This is a genomic window from Pannonibacter phragmitetus (genome assembly GCF_050510895.1).
Taxonomy (GTDB): domain Bacteria; phylum Pseudomonadota; class Alphaproteobacteria; order Rhizobiales; family Stappiaceae; genus Pannonibacter; species Pannonibacter phragmitetus_B.
On the sequence record NZ_JBNINT010000001.1, the window covers coordinates 988,498 to 1,006,488 of the forward strand.

A 17,991-nucleotide genomic window follows, 5' to 3' on the forward strand; every position below is an offset into this window, starting at 1 on the left:
GAACCGGGTGTTCCTTTTAGGGTCGCGAGGATAGAATGACCATCAACCTGAAGATGCCCGACATTCAGGAGCTGAAGCCGCGGATCACGGTTTTCGGCGTCGGCGGCGCGGGCGGAAACGCCGTCAACAACATGATCACGGCCGGCCTGCAGGGTTGCGACTTTGTCGTAGCCAACACGGATGCGCAGGCTCTTGCCATGAACCACGCAGAACGCCTGATCCAGATGGGCGTGGCTGTGACCGAAGGCCTCGGCGCCGGCTCTCAGCCGGAAGTCGGCAGCGCTGCTGCTGAAGAGGTTATCGACGAAATCAACGACCACCTGTCCGGCTCGCACATGGTGTTCATCACCGCCGGCATGGGCGGTGGCACCGGTACGGGCGCTGCCCCCGTTATCGCCCGGGCGGCTCGCGCCCAGGGTATACTGACGGTAGGTGTGGTGACCAAACCGTTCCAGTTCGAAGGTGCGCGCCGCATGCGCATCGCCGAAGCAGGCATCCAGGAACTGCAGCGCAATGTCGATACTCTGATCGTCATTCCGAACCAGAACCTGTTCCGCATCGCCAATGCCCAGACCACCTTCGCCGACGCATTTGCGATGGCTGACCAGGTGCTCTACTCGGGCGTGGCCTGCATCACCGACCTGATGGTCAAGGAAGGTCTCATCAACCTCGACTTTGCCGACGTGCGCTCGATCATGCGCGGCATGGGCAAGGCGATGATGGGCACCGGCGAGGCATCGGGCGAGAACCGCGCCCAACAGGCGGCTGAAGCTGCCATTGCCAACCCGCTGCTCGATGAGACCTCGATGAAGGGTGCCAAGGGCCTGCTCATCTCGATCACGGGCGGTAACGATCTGACCCTGTTCGAAGTTGATGAAGCTGCCACCCGCATCCGCGAGGAAGTGGACGCCGACGCCAACATCATCCTGGGCGCGACCTTCGATGAAAGCATGGACGGCATCATCCGCGTCTCCGTCGTCGCCACCGGCATCGACAAGGAACTGCTGATGGGAAACGGTGAATTCGAGGCCATTCCGGCCCCGAAGACCGAGCCCGTCTCCCGCCCGGTCGTCAACACCGCTCCGCGTCAGCCTGAGCGTCCCGTTGAGCGTCCGGCCGTGACCAGCTTCCAGCAGGATGCAGCTTCCCGCGCTCTGGCCAGCCTTGAGCGTGAACTGGCGATCAATGAGCCGGCTCCGGCCGCTCAGGTGAGCGAGGCTGTGGAAGCCAAATCCTTTCGTCCCGCAACCGAAGCCGTAATCCCCGCTCCGGTTCAGGCCGAAATTCCGGCAGCTCCGATGCAGCCAATGGTTCAGCAGCCAGTCCAGGCCGCCGTTCCGTTCGAGACCCCGGCAGCTGAACAGCCGATGGCTGCTCCGCGTATGCCGCGCGTGGAAGACTTCCCGCCGATCGCCCAGCGTGAGCTGATGGCCCGCCAGCCGCAGCGCCCCGAAGCTGTTGCCCCGGCGGCTCCCGCTCCCGCGCCGCAGCCGATGGCTGCGCCTGCGCTCGACATGGAAGAGCATGGCGATGACCGCCGCCCGATGGGTCTGCTGCGCCGTCTGGCCAGCGGTCTGTCCCGCCGCGAAGATCATGAAGAGCATGCCGCGCATGAGGCAGCTCCCGTCATGACCCCGCGTGCTCCGGCTGCTGCTCCCCAGCCGCAGATGCGTCCGGCTCCGCGCATGCCGCAGATGGCCCCTGCTCAGCAGGGCCGCCCGGCTGGCGCTGCCGGTCAGCTCGACATGCAGGGCCGCGCTCCGGCGCGTCCGCAGGTGCACAGCGAGGAAGACCAGCTCGAGATCCCGGCGTTCCTGCGCCGTCAGTCGAACTGAGTCGCTCCTGACCCTTCTTCCCTTGGACGGCCTGACACACAATGTGTCAGGCCGTTTCCGTGTGTCTGGAGGGTTCCGTTGTAGATTCAATATGTTGGTGCCTGAGTTCGCGTTACAAACCGTAATAAAGCTTTATTTCTGACATGACGCTTGGGGGGTATTGTGCTGCCAGTTCCAGAAGCGTTAATGCGCGGTAGCTAAAGTCATTTCAGTTTTCGGAATGACACTTTGACCGCGAAACCGGCATAGGCAGACCCGAATGACCAACCGTCTTGATTTCCAGACCACTGTGGCGGATCAGGTGACACTGACAGGTATTGGCGTTCATTCGGGTACGCCGGCCTCGGTGACCCTTCTGCCCGCAGATGCTGGAACGGGTATTGTCTTTCACCGCACGGACGTGAGTGACGACCTGCAGACGGACATTCCCGGCCGCTGGGATCATGTGACGGCAACGGCACTCTGCACCGTCATGGCTGACCCGGCCCGCAACGGCGTGTCCACGGTCGAGCATCTGATGGCTGCGCTGCGCGGCCTCGGCGTTGACAATGTCATCGTCGAAATGGACGGCCCGGAAATGCCGATCATGGATGGCAGTGCGGCTGCCTTCGTGGAGGCCATCGATCAGGTTGGCCTCAAGCGCCTCGACCGTGGCCGCCGCTATCTGCAGAATCAAGAAGCCCGTTCGCTTTGAGCAGAATGGTGCCTGGTGCGAGCTTCTGCCCTATTCCGGCACCCGTTTCGAAGTGACCATCGAATTCGAGACGCCGTTGATCGGCCGTCAGACCTTTGCCAGCGACATGACGCCGGATGTGTTCCGCAAGGAAGTTTCGCGTGCCCGCACCTTTGGTCAGGTCAAGGAAGTCGAGAAGCTGTGGGCGATGGGCTTTGCCCGCGGCTCTTCGCTGGAGAATTCCGTCGCCGTTGCCGGTGACCGGGTGCTCAACCCGGAAGGCACCCGCTGGGCTGACGAGTTCGTCCGTCACAAGACGCTGGATGCAGTTGGTGATCTGGCGTTGGCCGGTCTGCCGATTCTCGGTCTTTACCGCTCCTACAAGGCTGGTCACCGCATGAATGTGGCCATTCTGGCTGAACTGTTCAGCAAGGCAGGGCAGGATGCGTTCGAAATTGTCGAGGCTCCGGCATGGCGCGAACATGGCAATGTTGAGCGTTCCGGGCTGGCTGCAGCGGCCTTCGGCCCTGAGGTTTCCTGAGTTTTTGCACAAGTCATTCGAGTATGGGCGCCCGAGAGGCGCCCGCTCTTTGTCTACGGTCACAAAAAGCTCAAAAAAGACGACACACGGCGTGACGAATGCCGTCCGGTTCCGCTAAAAGCCTTAGCGTGGAACGTGTTTGGTAACCGGACTGTGGCCCCTGGGCAGGGGGCTCATGCATAACTCGGGCAAGGAGTGGTGAGGCGTGCTGCGAAACATGGCAACAGAGGCTGGCAAGCGTTCCGGCAGAAAGACTGCCCTTCTTGGCTCGATCATGCTGGTATGTGCATTGACCCTGTCAGCTTGCGCATCCAAGGACGATGACGACCTGGCGCTGGACGACACCCCGGCCGAAGTGCTGTTCAACGAGGGCCTGGCGCTGCGCAATGCAGGCCGCCTGAGTGATGCCGGCAAGAAGTTCTCCGAGGTAGACAAGGTCTATCCCTATTCCGAATATGCCCGGAAATCGCTGATCAACCTCGCCTACATCAATTTTTCGCTGGGCCGCTACGCCGAGACGATCAATGCTGCAGACCGCTTCATCACGCTTTACCCGGGCAGTGAGGATGCAGCTTACGCGCTGTATCTGAAGGGGCAGTCCTATCAGCGTCAGATTCCGGACATCACCCGCGACCAGAAGATCACCGAACAGGCCGCACAGACCTTCAGTGAGCTGATCCAGCGTTATCCCGACAGCGAGTACACGGCGGATGCCAAGGCCAAGCTGCTGATGGCGGAAGACCAGCTTGCAGGCAAGGAAATGCAGGTGGGCCGCTTCTATCTTGAGAAGCGCAACTACATTGCGGCCATCAACCGGTTCAAGACGGTGGTGATCAATTATCAGACCACCCGCCACGTCGAGGAAGCTCTCTTCCGTCTGACCGAAGGCTATTACGCGCTGGGTGTGGTGAACGAGGCGCAGACCGCTGCGGCTATTCTCGGTCACAACTATCCTGACAGCCAGTGGTACAAGGACGCTTTCTCGCTGTTGCAGAAGGGCGGATATGAGCCTTCCGAGAACAAGTCGAGCTGGATCAGCCGCGCCTTCCAGGGGGTGAATGTGTTCTGATCCGGATACCGGGTCATCAGGGCGGGGCAATTTCACATGCTGGCGACGCTGTCCATTCGCGATATCGTCCTCATCGACCGGCTCGACATCGAGTTTTCCGGCGGTATGACTGTGCTCACCGGTGAAACCGGTGCGGGCAAGTCCATTCTTCTCGACGCGCTTACCCTTGCCCTCGGCGGGCGGGGCGACGCTGGCCTTGTGCGCCATGGTGAGGCGCAGGGGCAGGTGGTTGCCGTCTTCGATGTCGCCGGTGCCCACCCTGTGCGCTCCTTGCTGCGTGAGAATGACGTGCCCGACGATGGTGATGTCATTTTGCGCCGTATCCAGACGGCCGATGGCCGCAGCCGTGCCTTCATCAACGATCAGCCCGTCAGCGTCGGCCTGCTGCGGCAGGCAGGGCAAATGCTGGTCGAGGTGCATGGACAGCATGACGAGCGGGCGCTTGTGGATCCGGAAAGCCACCGGCAGCTGCTGGATGCCTTTGGCGTGCTGCAGGGCGAATTGGCGGCCGTTGAGGCCGCTTATGCCTCCTATCGCAAGGCAGAGAAGGCGCTGCGTGACCACAAGGCCCGCATCGACGCGGCCCGCCGGGAGGCTGATTTCCTGCGCTCAGCCGTTGATGAGCTGAAAAGACTGGATCCGAAGCAGGGCGAGGAAGACGCGCTGGCCATGCGCCGTGCCGAAATGATGCAGGTGGAAAAGATCGCCACCGACCTCAATGAAGCCTACGAGACGCTGAATGGCGGCGCTTCGCCCATCCCGGAACTTTCCAGCCTGCTGCGCCGTCTCGAACGCAAGGCCGATCAGGCGCCGAAGCTTTGTCTGGCCCTGTGGCGGCTCTGGCAACTGCCTTGGACAATCTTGAGGAAGCCCGCTCAGGCCTTGAGACTGCAATCCGTGAGACCGACTTTGACCCGCGGGAGCTGGAAGCTGCGGAAGAGCGGCTGTTTGCCCTTCGTGCTGCAGCACGCAAGTTCTCAGTCCAGGTGGATGAGCTTCCGGCCTTGCGCCAGAAGATGGCGGCAGACCTCAACGACCTTGATGCAGGTGAGGAGAAGCTGGATGCGCTGGCTGCTGCGGCTGACACGGCGCGCAAGGCCTTTGATGGTCTGGCGGCGAAACTGTCCGCCCGCCGCGCCAATGCTGCCCGTGCTCTGGAGGCTGCCGTTGCCGCCGAGCTTCCGGCCCTGAAGCTTGAGCGGGCGCGCTTTATCGTCGAAATGACCAGCGACCCGGAGAACCGGTCGGCAAACGGCGTTGATACGGTGGAGTTCTGGGTGCAGACCAACCCCGGCACACGCCCCGGCCCGATGATGAAGGTTGCCTCCGGTGGAGAGCTTTCCCGCTTCCTGCTGGCGCTGAAGGTGTCGCTGGCCGACAGCGGTTCGGTGCCGGCGCTGGTGTTTGACGAGATTGATACGGGCGTTGGCGGTGCGGTGGCCGAGGCCATCGGTATGCGTCTGGCCCGTCTGGCCCGGTCGGTTCAGGTGCTGACAGTGACCCATGCGCCGCAGGTGGCTGCCCGCGCCAATGGTCACTTGCTGATTTCGAAGGAAGCAGTCGCCGAAGACCGGGTCGCCACGCGTATCACGGCGATTGATGACGCGCACCGGCGCGAGGAGATCGCCCGGATGCTGGCTGGCAGCGTCATTACGGATGAAGCCCGTGCGGCGGCTGAAAAGCTCATGGCCCACGCTCCGGGCTGAGTTGGGGGCTTGCGTGGAGCGTGGGCCATGAAAATCAGGTGCGGGGGATTTCACCTGATTTGGAGTGTCTTGTCTGTGCCTTGTGCGGGGATTACTCCCGCGTGGTCGGCGTTGTCATCGGGCCTTCCTGAGGCTTTGGCAGCTCGATCTTGCTCTCACCCACATCGGGGATGTTCAGCTCGATCACAGCCTTGTCCTGCTTCGTGAAGCCGCCTTCCGCCGCATAGAAAGCGACACCAACGAGTGCCACGGCGAGGGCACCAGCCACAAACCATCCCGCATTGCTACTGGGACGAAGCTTTGCTGAATTGTTTCCTGCGGGCATCTTGGCCTCTCCTTCTTCTGGCTTTAATACCAAGGCGCTGCGATGCTGACGCATCCGGCCTTGAGACCAATCATGTCCCCGTGGGGCTTGGCTGGTCTGTTCGGGAGAAGAACTCGGCAGCCCTGCTTCCGGTTCCGTCCCTGCTCTGATTTTTTGCGGTCCTGCGGCAGATGCCGGGCCGCTGCGCTTGCGGATGACAACCATGACCGGGACTGACAGCTCCAACGCCAACATCGCCGTCGAGGCTCTGACGCTTGAGCAGGCGGCTGCCGAGTTGCAGCGGCTCGCCAGCGAGATTGCCTTCCACGATGCGCGCTATCACGGCGAGGATGCGCCGGTCATTTCCGATGCGGACTATGACGCCCTGCGTCAGCGCAATGCCGCCATCGAGGCGCGCTTCCCGGAGCTGATGCGGGCCGACAGCCCCTCGGAGCGTGTTGGCGCTGCGCCGGCTGATGGTTTTGGCAAGGTTACCCATGCGGTGCCGATGCTCTCCCTCGACAATGCCTTTGCCGACGAGGATGTGCGCGACTTCGTGGGCCGCGTCCGCCGCTTCCTGAAGTTCGATCCGCTGATGGGGGAGCTTGCCGTCACAGCCGAGCCGAAGATTGACGGTCTCTCCCTGTCGCTGCGCTACGAGAAAGGCGTTCTGGTCAGCGCCGCCACACGTGGTGACGGTGCGGTGGGGGAGAACGTGACGGCCAATGCCCGCACCATTGCAGATATCCCGCACCAACTGCCCGCCGGTGTGCCGGAGGTGGTGGAAGTGCGCGGTGAGGTCTACATGTCCCACGCAGATTTTGCGGCTCTTAATGCCCGCATGGCAGGCAATGGCGGCAAGGTCTTCGCCAATCCGCGCAATGCGGCGGCAGGCTCGCTGCGCCAGCTCAACCCGGACATCACCGCCTCACGCCCCTTGCGCTTCTTCGCCTATGCCTGGGGGCAGATGAGCGATGTCCCCTGTGACACTCAGTTCGACATGGTCCGCCGCTTTGGCGACTGGGGCTTTGCTACGAACCCGCGCATGGTCCGCTGCTCCAGCGTAGAGGAGCTTCTCGCCGTCTATCACGGCATCGAGGAAGACCGTGCCAGCCTTGGCTATGACATTGACGGTGTCGTTTACAAGGTGGACCGGCTGGACTTGCAGCAGCGGCTCGGCTTCGTCTCCCGCTCGCCCCGCTGGGCGATTGCGCATAAATTCCCGGCGGAGAAAGCCTACACCATCCTGCGCGATATCGAGATTCAGGTTGGCCGCACCGGCGCGCTGACGCCGGTCGCCAAGCTTGAGCCGGTAACGGTGGGCGGTGTGGTCGTCTCCAACGCGACGCTGCACAACGAGGATTACATCAAGGGCATCGGCACGGACGGCGAGCCTATCCGTGGCGGCGTGGATCTGCGCATCGGCGACACAGTGCAGATCCAGCGCGCGGGCGACGTGATTCCGCAGGTGATTGCGGTGGATTTGGAGCGCCGCCCGGCGGATACCGCGCCCTTTGCTTTCCCGGACGTATGCCCCGCCTGCGGCAGCCATGCGGTGCGGGAGATCAACAGCAAGACGGGCCGCCCGGATGCCGTGCGCCGCTGCACCGGCGGCCTCATTTGCCCGGCGCAGGCTTCCGAGAAACTGAAGCATTTCGTCTCCCGCAATGCCTTTGACATCGAGGGGCTTGGCGACAAGCAGGTCGATGCCTTTTTTGCTGAAGGGCTGGTGCGCAGCCCGGCGGAGATCTTCACGCTGGAGGCGCGTGACAAGCTGGCGCTGACCAAGCTGCGCAACCGCGAAGGATGGGGCGCCGTTTCAGCGAAGAATCTGTTCGAGGCGATCAACGCCCGCCGCCGCATCGATCTTCACCGCTTCATCTTTGCGCTCGGCATCCGTCATGTGGGGGAGGGCAATGCCAAGCTTCTCGCACGCGCCTATGGCTCCTTCGCCGCCTTTTCCGCTGCCATGGAAGCCGCGCAGGACCGCAGCAGCGACGCCTGGGCGGAGCTTAACGCCATCGACGGCATCGGCGAGACCGTGGCTGAGGCGGTGGTGCAGTTCTTTGGTGAAGACCACAACCGCGAGGCCCTGACTGCGCTCCTGGCTGAAGTGACGCCGCAGGATGCGGAGAAGATCGCCGCTGAAGGCTCTCCGGTCGCGGGCAAGACAGTCGTCTTCACCGGCTCCTTGGAGCGCATGACCCGCGACGAGGCAAAAGTCATGGCCGAACGGCTGGGCGCCAAGGTGGCAGGCTCGGTGTCCAAGAAGACCGACCTTGTGGTGGCTGGCCCGGGCGCAGGCTCCAAACTCAAGACCGCACAGGACCTGGGCATTGAGGTGATCACGGAAGACGGCTGGTTCGATCTGGTTGGCGGGTGAGGGGTTGGTCACCAAGTCGCCCCGGCCAAGCGCAGCGCGAGCCAGGGCCCACTAGAGGGGGCGTGTTGTCCTCAGCGGCGCGACAGCAGGATTGCTTGCAGGTCTACCCGCCTTGTTTCGGACTTTCCGCTCTGGAAGCGAGTGGACCCCGGGTCTGCGCTCCGCTCCGCCCGGGGCGACGCGGAGTGTGTGGTGAGGCCGTGCTTCACTTTGAGGCTGATCCGCCCTGCCGCCCGGCACGGTGCTGCGTAGCCGGCACAGAGTCGCCCCGGCCAAGCGTAGCGCGAGCCGGGGCCCACTCGCTTGCAGAGAGAGGCCGTATTTCTGAGTGCTGCAGCAGCTGGATTTTGGCAAGCCTGTCCACTCTGCCGCAGCATCACCGCTCTGGGAGTGAGTGGACCCGGGTCTGCGCTCCGCTCCGCCCGGGGCGACGCGGAGTGTGTGGTGAGGCCGTGCTTCACTTTGAGGCTGATCCGCCCTGCCGCCCGGCACGGTGCTGCGTAGCCGACACTGAGTCGCCCCGGCCAAGCGTAGCGCGAGCCGGGGCCCACTCGCTTGCAGAGAGAGGCCGTATTTCTGAGTGCTGCAGCAGCGGGATTTTGTGCAAGCCTGTCCATTCTGCCGCAACCTCACCGCTCAGGTAGTGAGTGGACCCCGGGTCTGCGCTCCGCTCCGCCCGGGGCGACGCGGTGTGTGTGGTGGGCTGTGCTTCTTATTGAAGTGAAACACGTGGCGAATACTCCAGTGCTGTCACTCGTTGAGCGTCAGATAAAGATCCCTCCAGTCTGGATTGAAGCGCTCTATCAGCTGGATTTTCCAACTGCGCTGCCAGCGTTTTATCCTTTTCTCTGCGCTGATAGCTGCCTGAGGATCTTCAAATGTTTCGTAATAGACCAGCAGAATTGCGCGGTGTCTTTTACAGAACGCTGAGCCGATGCCAGTCCGGTGCTCGTGAATGCGCCGGGCAAGATCATTCGTTACCCCAGTGTACAAGGTGCCATTCATCCGGCTGGCTGTGATGTAGACATGGAATGGCATGTCTTCTCCATCCTGCATTCCTCGGCAATCATGAGGAGATGTTATTGAAAAACACAATTAAAATTCTGGCCGTATGATCCGGCGCTGCAGCTCCCTCCCGCCCTTTCCCCCATTATATTCCCCTCAAAGCCTCGCTCTTGCCGCGATTGTTGCTATATTGTTCTCCATGACAAGCACCCGAACCCTGGCTGGATGAATGACTGTGCCCCCCGGTTTTTCCGACGACTGGAGCGATATTGACGCTGAGTATGATGCCGGGGGTGGGCCGGGGGCTGCGCCTGTTGCGGCCCACAAGCCGCAGGGCGGCGGCATTGCGGCGCGGGCTTTGGCCGCGCGGCAGGGGACCGGCCAGCAGGGCGGGGCGCCGGAGTATTTCGAAGGTCTCAACCCTGAACAGCGGCTGGCGGTGGAAAGTGCCGATGGCCCCGTTCTGGTGCTGGCAGGTGCCGGCACGGGCAAAACCCGGGTTCTGACCACCCGCATTGCGCATATTCTGGCGAGCGGCAGGGCCTATCCCTCGCAGATCCTTGCGGTGACCTTCACCAACAAGGCGGCGCGCGAGATGAAGGAGCGCATCGCCCGCTATGTGGGCGAGGGCGTGGAGGGCATGGCCTGGCTGGGCACGTTCCACTCCATCTGCGTGAAGATCCTGCGCCGCCATGCGGAGCTGGTGGGCCTCAAAAGCAGCTTCACCATTCTCGATACCGACGATCAGCTGCGCCTGATGAAACAGGTGATCCAGGCCGAGGGGCTGGATGAGAAGCGCTGGACGGCCCGCATGTTCGCCGCGCAGGTGGACAGCTGGAAGAACCGTGGCCTGACTCCGAAGGACATTCCGGAGGGCGAGGCGCGCTCCTTCGGCAATGGCAAGGGGCGCAAGCTTTACGAAGAATATCAGGACAGGCTGTCCGTGCTCAATGCTGCGGATTTCGGTGACCTGCTGCTCCACTGTATCACCCTGTTCAAGACCCAGCCGGATGTGCTGAAGGACTATCAACGCCGCTTCCGCTACATGCTGGTGGATGAGTATCAGGACACCAACATTGCCCAGTATCTGTGGCTGCGGCTGCTGGCGCAGGGCAATGCCAACATCTGCTGCGTGGGTGACGACGACCAGTCGATCTACGGCTGGCGCGGAGCGGAGGTGGACAATATCCTCCGCTTTGAACACGATTTTCCCGGTGCGCTCGTCATCCGGCTGGAGCGGAACTACCGCTCCACTGCGCACATCCTGGGTGCGGCCTCGCATCTGATCGCCCACAATGAGGGGCGGCTTGGAAAGACGCTCTTCACGGATGACAGAGATCCGGAGGCTGAGGCCGTCACGGTCGCCTCTGCGTGGGATTCGGAGGAAGAGGCGCGCTCCATCGGTGATGAAATCGAAGCGCTGCAGCGCAAGGGGCATTCGCTCAACCAGATCGCCATTCTGGTGCGTGCGTCCTTCCAGATGCGCGAGTTTGAAGACCGGTTCATCACGCTGGGGCTGAATTACCGCGTCATTGGCGGCCCGCGCTTCTATGAGCGGCTCGAAATCCGCGATGCCATGGCCTATTTCCGCTGCGTGGTGCAGCCAGCCGATGATCTGGCGTTCGAGCGCATCGTCAACACACCCAAGCGTGGCCTTGGCGAGGCGACACTGAAAATCGTGCATGAGCTTGCCCGGTCGCAGCGCATTCCGCTGATCGAAGCGGCAACGCAGCTGTGCCGCACGGAAGAGATCAAGCCCAAGGCGCGCAAGGCGCTCACGGATCTGCTGGCCGACCTTGACCGCTGGCGGGCGCAACTGACCCGCGTCAAGCATTCGGAGCTGGCGGAAGTTATTCTGGATGAGAGCGGTTATACGGCCATGTGGCGGCAGGACAAGTCTGCCGAGGCGCCGGGCCGGCTCGACAACCTCAAGGAACTCATCCGCTCCATGGAGGAGTTCGAGTCCTTGCCGGGGTTCCTCGAGCATATCGCCCTTGTCATGGACCGGGATTCGGCTGACGCTGCCGATGCCGTGTCGATCATGACGCTGCATTCGGCCAAGGGGCTGGAGTTTGACACGGTGTTTCTGCCGGGTTGGGAAGAAGGTCTCTTCCCTCATCAGCGGGCGCTGGACGATGGTGGCCGGGCCGGGCTTGAGGAAGAACGGCGCCTTGCCTATGTGGGCATCACGCGCGCAAGGCAGCGGGCCAAGATCTGGTTTGCTTCCAACCGGCGCATCCATGGCACCTGGCAGTCGAGCATTCCCTCGCGGTTTCTTGATGAGCTGCCGGAGGATCATGTGGAGGTTGTCGAAAGCTCCAGCCGCTATGGCGGCTACAGTGGCGGTGGCTATGGCGTGTCACGCTTTGACAGCCGCGATGCCTTCCAGAACACCTATTCCACGCCGGGCTGGCAGCGGGCGCAGAAGGCGCGGGCTGGCGGCGAGGATTACGGGCGGCGCGGCGACATGCGCTCTTCCCGCAGCCGGGCGCAAGGTCCGCTGACCATTGAGGGCGAGCTGGTTGCCCGTTCCGTGGCGGACAAGCCTTCGGAATTCGAGATTGGCGAGCGGGTGTTCCACATCAAGTTCGGCTACGGCGCGATCCGGGTTATTGAGGGCAACAAGCTGACCATCGACTTTGAGAAGGCTGGCGAGAAGCGGGTGATCGACAGCTTCGTCGAGCGGCATTGAACGAAGGCCGCCCGCTGGTTTCCTGCGATCTTCAGGCAGCTGCCGCCCGAATAGGCTGGCTGTTTGAGGCCGCTGGGTCTATATCGGCCACGTCATTGCCAAGCTGCCGAGGATTTCATGCAGACTGTGAGAGTGCGGATCTGTGCCGCCGAACTGGAAGCCAAACGTATCTACGGGATCGTGGAACAGGCCTATGAGGACGATGGCAATCCGGTCACGGTCTATGAGTTCGTGCCGGATGGCTCGGTCTGGGCGGTCGAGATTCTCATGTTCGGCATGGAGCCGGACGAGGCCGCCGATGAGCTGAAGGACCGGGTGGGGGCTGACGCTTTTGCCGCGCCGGTGGAAGCCGAGGTCCTTGAAGACCTGAACTGGGTGGAGAAGAGCCTTGAGGGGCTTGCTCCCGTCCCTGCGGGACGTTTCCTGATCCACGGCAGCCATGACCGGGGCACCGTGCCTGCGGGCAGTATTGGCATCGAGATCGAGGCTGCCCTTGCCTTTGGTACCGGGCACCACGCCACCACAGAGGGCTGCCTGCGCGAGATCAGCCGTCTTCTGACCCATTGGCGCTTCGATAGGATACTGGATATCGGCACCGGCACCGGCGTTCTGGCGATCGCTGCGGCAAAGCTGTCCCATCAGCAGGTGATCGCCAGTGACATCGATCCGGTGGCGACGCAGACGGCTGCAGAAAACGCCGTGCTGAACGGCGTGGGCAATTTTGTGCGCACATTCACCGCCGCAGGCGTGGAGGACCGCCGCTTTGCCGAATACGGACCTTTTGATCTGGTGATCGCCAACATTCTGGCCCGCCCGCTGATGCAGATGGCGAAAAGCATTTCCGCCCGCATGACTGGCGATGCAACGCTGGTTCTCTCGGGTCTGCGAGATCGAGGACGGCCCGCGCATCCTCTTTGCCTATGGCACGCAGGGGTTCCGTCTGGTGCGGCGCTTTGAGAAGAATGGCTGGATCACCCTGACGCTTACGCGCGGGCGCGGTTGAGCGTAGATCAGACGAGCATAAGGCGGGCCAATGTGCCCGCCTAACTGTTTGTAAAACAGAAGATACTCTCGGTCGTCATCCCGGCCAAACGCAGCGCGAGCCGGGACCGGTGAGCCGGGGTGCAAATTGGTTTGCCCTTAAAAGCGATAGCCGGGAGACCTTGGCTCACCGGTCACGGATCTCGGCTTCGCTCTCGTCAGGGAAGACGACGGCGGAGGATGTCGGGAAGGGCAATTCCGTGCCTTCAGTGCCATTCGCCAACAGTCTGACTCAATCTGCTGCCTGCCTGATTCCGCCAAGCACCACAAGCCATTGCCCCAAAACGGAAAAAGGCCCCCGGAGGAGCCTTGTCATTCCGCAGTCCGGGCGGCGGATCACTCCGCCGCGGCTGCGATATGGTTTCCGTCTCAGATCGCGCTGGTCAGCGAGCCCTGGCGGCGCAGTTCTTCGCGATCATAGCCGTATGCTGCCAGCGTGGCATCGTCCAGCGAGAGCAGGTAGCCGTTGACATAACGCAGGGCCTGCTTTTCACGCGCAGCGACCATGTGGTCGAAAGCGCGGCGGATGATGCTGCGGGACGAACGGCGATCAGCGGCGATCATCGTGGAGGTAACAGTCGAAAGTGCCATTTGGATTTCTCCATCAATTCAGTGTGGCTAGGTTCCTCCCTCGTCACGGGTTGAATATGTCCTTATCCGGCCATTCCGAAAAGACATGGAACCGCATGACTGCCTTGCATTTATTGCATGTGCGAAAAGACTATACCGCAGTGCGAAGGGAAACGGCTTTTTAACCTTGCTGCATGTGGACGGGTGCCGCCTTTGAGATTGTCTGGCCGCGCCTGCGGGTTTAGGCTCCGCACCATGTTCCAGACTTTTGACACCCCCACCGATCCTTCCGTTGGCCGTCCCCGGCTTCAGGCCCTTCAGGCAGAGCTTGCCCGCCGTGGCCTTGACGGTTTCCTCATCCCCCGCGCCGATGCGCATCAGGGCGAGTATGTTCCGCCCTGCGATTGCCGCCTGCAATGGCTGACCGGCTTTGGCGGCTCGGCAGGCGTGGCCGCTGTGCTGGGCGGCAAAGCGGCGATCTTCGTGGATGGCCGCTATACGCTGCAGGTGCGAGAGCAGGTGGATTGTACGCTCTTCACGCCGCTGCATCTGATCAACGAACCGCCGCTGAAGTGGATCGAGGCGAATCTTTCCAAGGGCATGAAGCTGGGCTTTGACCCGATGCTGCACACGCTTAATGCCACCCGCCGCCTGCGCGAAGTGTGTGCCAAGGCGGGCGCGGAATTGGTGGCTGTCGAGACGAACCCGGTTGATGCCGTCTGGGAAGACCGGCCCGAGGCGCCGCTGGGCGCAGTTTCGCTCTATCCGCTCAAGTTTGCAGGTGAGGCCGTTGCGGACAAGATTGGCCGCGTGATGGCCTCTGTCGTGGAGCGCGGTGCCGATGCGGTAGTGATCACCCAGCCCGATCTCGATTGCCTGGCTCTTCAACATTCGCGGGTCTGACGTATCTCACACGCCGCTGCCGCTGTCCTTTGCGGTGCTCAACGCAGCGAAACCGCCGGTGCTGTTCATCGACGGGCGTAAGCTCTCTAACGAGGTCCGCAGCGAACTTTCGGCCCATGCCGATATTGCCGAGCCGCATCAGTTCCTGCCTGCGCTGGAAAGCCTCGGCAAGGAGGGGCTCACGGTGATGGTGGATCCTGATCTTGCCGGAGAGGCCATCGCGGCGCGTATCACAGACGCCGGCGGCAAGCTGGTGGAAGCCGCAGATCCCGTGCTGCTGCCCAAGGCCATCAAGAATGCGGCTGAGATTGCCGGGGCCAAGGCGGCGCATCTGCGTGATGCGGCCGCCTTTTGCCGTTTCCTGTGCTGGCTGGATGAAGAGGCACCCAAGGGCACGCTGGATGAGATCGGCGCAGCGGAGAAGCTGGAAGCCTTCCGCGCTGCAACGGGCGTGCTGAAGGACATCTCCTTCGACACAATTTCCGGTGCCGGGCCGAACGGGGCGATCTGCCATTACCGTGTGAACCGGGAGAGCAATCTGCCGATCCCGCTGAACCGCCCGTTCCTGATCGACTCTGGCGGCCAGTATGAGGACGGCACCACCGATATCACCCGCACCATCGCGGTGGGCGAGATGACGGCGGAGATGAAGCGTCACTTCACGCTCGTGCTGAAGGGGCATATCGCCATCGCCACGGCCCGCTTCCCGGAAGGCACGACAGGTGCTCAGCTTGACACGCTGGCGCGCATCGCGCTGTGGCAGGCCGGGCTTGATTATGACCATGGCACCGGCCATGGCGTGGGGGCGTATCTCTCCGTCCATGAAGGGCCGCAGCGCATTGCCAAGACAGGCACCCAGCCGCTGAAGCCGGGCATGATCCTTTCCAACGAGCCGGGCTATTACCCTGCGGGGGAATACGGCATCCGCATCGAGAATCTGGAACTGGTGACGGAGGCGCGGGACATTCCCGGCGGGGAGCGGCCCATGCTGGGCTTCGAGCCGCTGACGCTTGCCCCCATCGACCGCCGGCTGGTGGATGTGGATCTGTTGACGGTGGCCGAGCGCAATTGGCTCAACGCCTACCATGCCCGTGTGCGGCATGAAGTTGGCCCGCATCTCGATGGCAAGACGCGCATTTGGCTGGAGCAGGCAACGGAGCCGGTTTGACCCTGCTCTGGGGTCTTTTCACGGGCCTGCTGCCCCTCCTTCGTCATCCCGGGTCTTCGCTTCACCGCGCCCGGGATGGCGCCAGAGGGGCAGGGCCTGCGGATTGAGGCTGTTCCTCACACATTGAGTCAAGCCGCTGAGACAGTGCTGGTCCTGCCTAGCGGCTTGATTTCGGTTCTCCAGTTAACTCGCTGAAAAATATAGCCCTTACCGGTGTTCTTCTTCCGCCGCTTTAATCAGCACTGCGTTGTAATGCGCCAGCGCATGCACGTGGAAGGCCGTGGCAACAGGCACTAGCGGGGCTGAGCGGCGCACGACCGGAAGCCTCATCTGACCGGTCTCATCAAAACGTCTCAAGGCCCTGTCCAGCGTTTCGTCTGTGAAAAGCACGGGCGCCTCCGGTGTCAGGAGGGCCGTGTCTGAGCTGTCTACCGTTGCCAGCGGCGTCATGAAGTCGTCTACCCGTACCTCCCGCACCAGCATCCGGTGCAGGCCGTCCTTGAGTGGCACACCGCGCATTTCCAGCTGCCACTGGAAGAAGGAGCGCCCGTGCACGGCCTGAGTGATGCCCGTGGCGATGGAGACGCAGAGCAGCAAAGCCATGGAAAGGGCATAGCCTCCGGTCAGCTCGAACACGATCATTGTGGTGGATACGGGTGCGCCCAGCATGGAGGCGGCAACGGCGCCCATGCCCAGAATGGAATACAGCCCCTCGCTTGAGGCCATCTGCGGGAAGACACCAGCAGCCATGATGCCGAAGGCCCCGCCAGCCATGGCTCCCAGATAGAGGGCAGGGGAGAAAACTCCGCCGCCAAAGCGCGAGGCAAGGGTGATTGCGGTTGCTGCCGTCTTGGCCACGAGCAGCGCCAGCATGAGCCAGAGAGGCAGTTGATCTTTCAGCGCTGCATCTGTTGCCTCATAGCCGACGCCGAGCACGTGAGGAAACACAAGAGCGATGGCGCCCACGGCAAGGCCTCCCGTGACGGGGCGCAGCCAGACGGGCATGGAGATGTTCCGTGCCACCCAGTCAGTGCCCGTCAGAGCGAACTGGAACAGGATGGATACCAGCGCGCAGACCAGCCCCAGCAGGGCAAAGGCCGGAAATTCCCAGTAGGAGGTTATCTGGTGGCCGGGAATGACAAAGGCTGCCACATCGCCAAACCAGAGCCGGGAGAACACTGTGCCTGTGACAGCTGCGATGGCGATGGGCGGAAGCGCCGAAAGGGCGTAGTGACCCAGAATGACCTCATGAGCAAAGAGAACGCCTGCAATCGGTGCATTGAACGAAGCAGAGACGGCGCTGGCGACGCCGCAGGCAAGCAGGATGCGGCGGGACGAATCCGGCAGGCTGAAGACGCGGCAGATGCTTGTGCCGATGGTCGCTCCCAGATGCACCATGGGGCCCTCGCGGCCCGCGCTTGCGCCGGACCCAAGTGATATAGCGGCGATGATGGCAGAGGACATGCCGGGCCAGAAACGCAGACCCCTCCCGCCTGCCACCCGAGCTTCGATGGCATCTGCAACGCTGTAAGGCCGCTGCATGGGGTGTACGGTTTGCAGGATCAGTCCGACCACGAGGCCACCGCAGGCTGGAGCCAGCAGAATGACATACCAAGGCAGTGCGGCCGCGGCAGAGGCAACGGCTTCGGACGAAGTGCCGAGCCAGAACAGTTGCACGAGGCCAATGGCTTCGCGGAAAATGATTGCGGCCCAGGAAACGATGGTGCCGATGGCAAGCGCCAGGCACCAGACAAAAGGGCTCTTCTGCGCGCGAAATGTGCGCAAGTTGATCCGCAACGAAGCTGAAATGGTCGCAAGCCCTGACCTGAAGGCGTGATGCAATCGAAGTGGCAAGACGTGTTCCTGTGCCAGTTTCTTGCCCCGATGGGCAGTTTGTCCGCATTCTGGAAGAGCGGCCATTGCATCCGATTATGCGTGCGGTGATCAGGGAAGGGCAGTCTCTTGCTCAAAAAAATATCAGGATTTTTTCTTGATTTTCATTCCGGAGAGGTTCAGGACGTAAAGGCCTGCCGTTCAGACAAGTTCTTCAATCTGACAATCTGAGTCTGTACCCCTTTTGGGCTAGGGCAGGTACAAGCGA

Annotated in this window: 9 protein-coding genes and 3 pseudogenes; 8 read left to right on the plus strand and 4 right to left on the minus strand. The window is 62.3% G+C overall.

All coding sequences use genetic code 11. The annotated features are described in order from the left end of the window. Nucleotides 1-35: 35 nt before the first annotated feature. From ftsZ to recN, 4 genes and pseudogenes are all read left to right on the plus strand, one after another. Nucleotides 36-1,835: a cell division protein FtsZ gene (ftsZ, locus tag ACQB61_RS04625; RefSeq protein WP_430511684.1), complete on the plus strand. Its 1,800-nt coding sequence runs from the start codon at nt 36-38 to the stop codon at nt 1,833-1,835. Between the two features lie 259 nt (nt 1,836-2,094). Next, nucleotides 2,095-3,049: pseudogene (lpxC, locus tag ACQB61_RS04630) on the plus strand (UDP-3-O-acyl-N-acetylglucosamine deacetylase). Nucleotides 3,050-3,266: 217 nt separating this feature from the next. Further along, nucleotides 3,267-4,118 (plus strand): outer membrane protein assembly factor BamD, encoded by an 852-nt coding sequence (locus tag ACQB61_RS04635; protein ID WP_430514295.1) that lies wholly within the window; start codon nt 3,267-3,269, stop codon nt 4,116-4,118. A 36-nt stretch (nt 4,119-4,154) separates the two neighbouring features. Beyond that, nucleotides 4,155-5,824: pseudogene (recN, locus tag ACQB61_RS04640) on the plus strand (DNA repair protein RecN). A gap of 91 nt (nt 5,825-5,915) precedes the next feature. Here the strand turns inward: recN and ACQB61_RS04645 are convergent. Continuing rightward, on the minus strand, nt 5,916-6,092 hold the full coding sequence (locus ACQB61_RS04645; RefSeq protein WP_430511685.1) for a hypothetical protein: 177 nt from the start codon (nt 6,090-6,092) through the stop codon (nt 5,916-5,918). A gap of 259 nt (nt 6,093-6,351) precedes the next feature. Here ACQB61_RS04645 and ligA point away from each other — a divergent pair, with 259 nt between their 5' ends. After that, complete coding sequence (ligA, locus tag ACQB61_RS04650; protein ID WP_430511686.1) at nt 6,352-8,511, plus strand: NAD-dependent DNA ligase LigA; 2,160 nt, start codon at nt 6,352-6,354, stop codon at nt 8,509-8,511. A 750-nt stretch (nt 8,512-9,261) separates the two neighbouring features. Here the strand turns inward: ligA and ACQB61_RS04655 are convergent. Beyond that, nucleotides 9,262-9,549 (minus strand): GIY-YIG nuclease family protein, encoded by a 288-nt coding sequence (locus ACQB61_RS04655; protein WP_430511687.1) that lies wholly within the window; start codon nt 9,547-9,549, stop codon nt 9,262-9,264. A 196-nt stretch (nt 9,550-9,745) separates the two neighbouring features. Here ACQB61_RS04655 and ACQB61_RS04660 point away from each other — a divergent pair, with 196 nt between their 5' ends. Together ACQB61_RS04660 and ACQB61_RS04665 are read left to right on the plus strand one after the other, a co-directional pair. Next, on the plus strand, nt 9,746-12,208 hold the full coding sequence (locus ACQB61_RS04660; RefSeq protein ID WP_430511688.1) for an ATP-dependent helicase: 2,463 nt from the start codon (nt 9,746-9,748) through the stop codon (nt 12,206-12,208). 117 nt (nt 12,209-12,325) lie between these two features. Next, complete coding sequence (locus tag ACQB61_RS04665) at nt 12,326-13,165, plus strand: 50S ribosomal protein L11 methyltransferase (protein WP_430511689.1); 840 nt, start codon at nt 12,326-12,328, stop codon at nt 13,163-13,165. Nucleotides 13,166-13,618: 453 nt separating this feature from the next. Here the strand turns inward: ACQB61_RS04665 and ACQB61_RS04670 are convergent, their stop codons facing one another. Beyond that, nucleotides 13,619-13,840 carry a hypothetical protein gene (locus ACQB61_RS04670; RefSeq protein ID WP_040678584.1) on the minus strand — a complete coding sequence of 74 codons (222 nt, stop codon included), beginning with the start codon at nt 13,838-13,840 and terminating at the stop codon, nt 13,619-13,621. Between the two features lie 234 nt (nt 13,841-14,074). Between ACQB61_RS04670 and ACQB61_RS04675 the strand changes: the two are divergent. Next, nucleotides 14,075-15,890, plus strand: a pseudogene (locus ACQB61_RS04675) (aminopeptidase P family protein). 207 nt (nt 15,891-16,097) lie between these two features. Here ACQB61_RS04675 and ACQB61_RS04680 read toward each other — a convergent pair. After that, complete coding sequence (locus tag ACQB61_RS04680) at nt 16,098-17,681, minus strand: chloride channel protein (RefSeq protein WP_430514296.1); 1,584 nt, start codon at nt 17,679-17,681, stop codon at nt 16,098-16,100. Between the last annotated feature and the right edge of the window lie 310 nt (nt 17,682-17,991).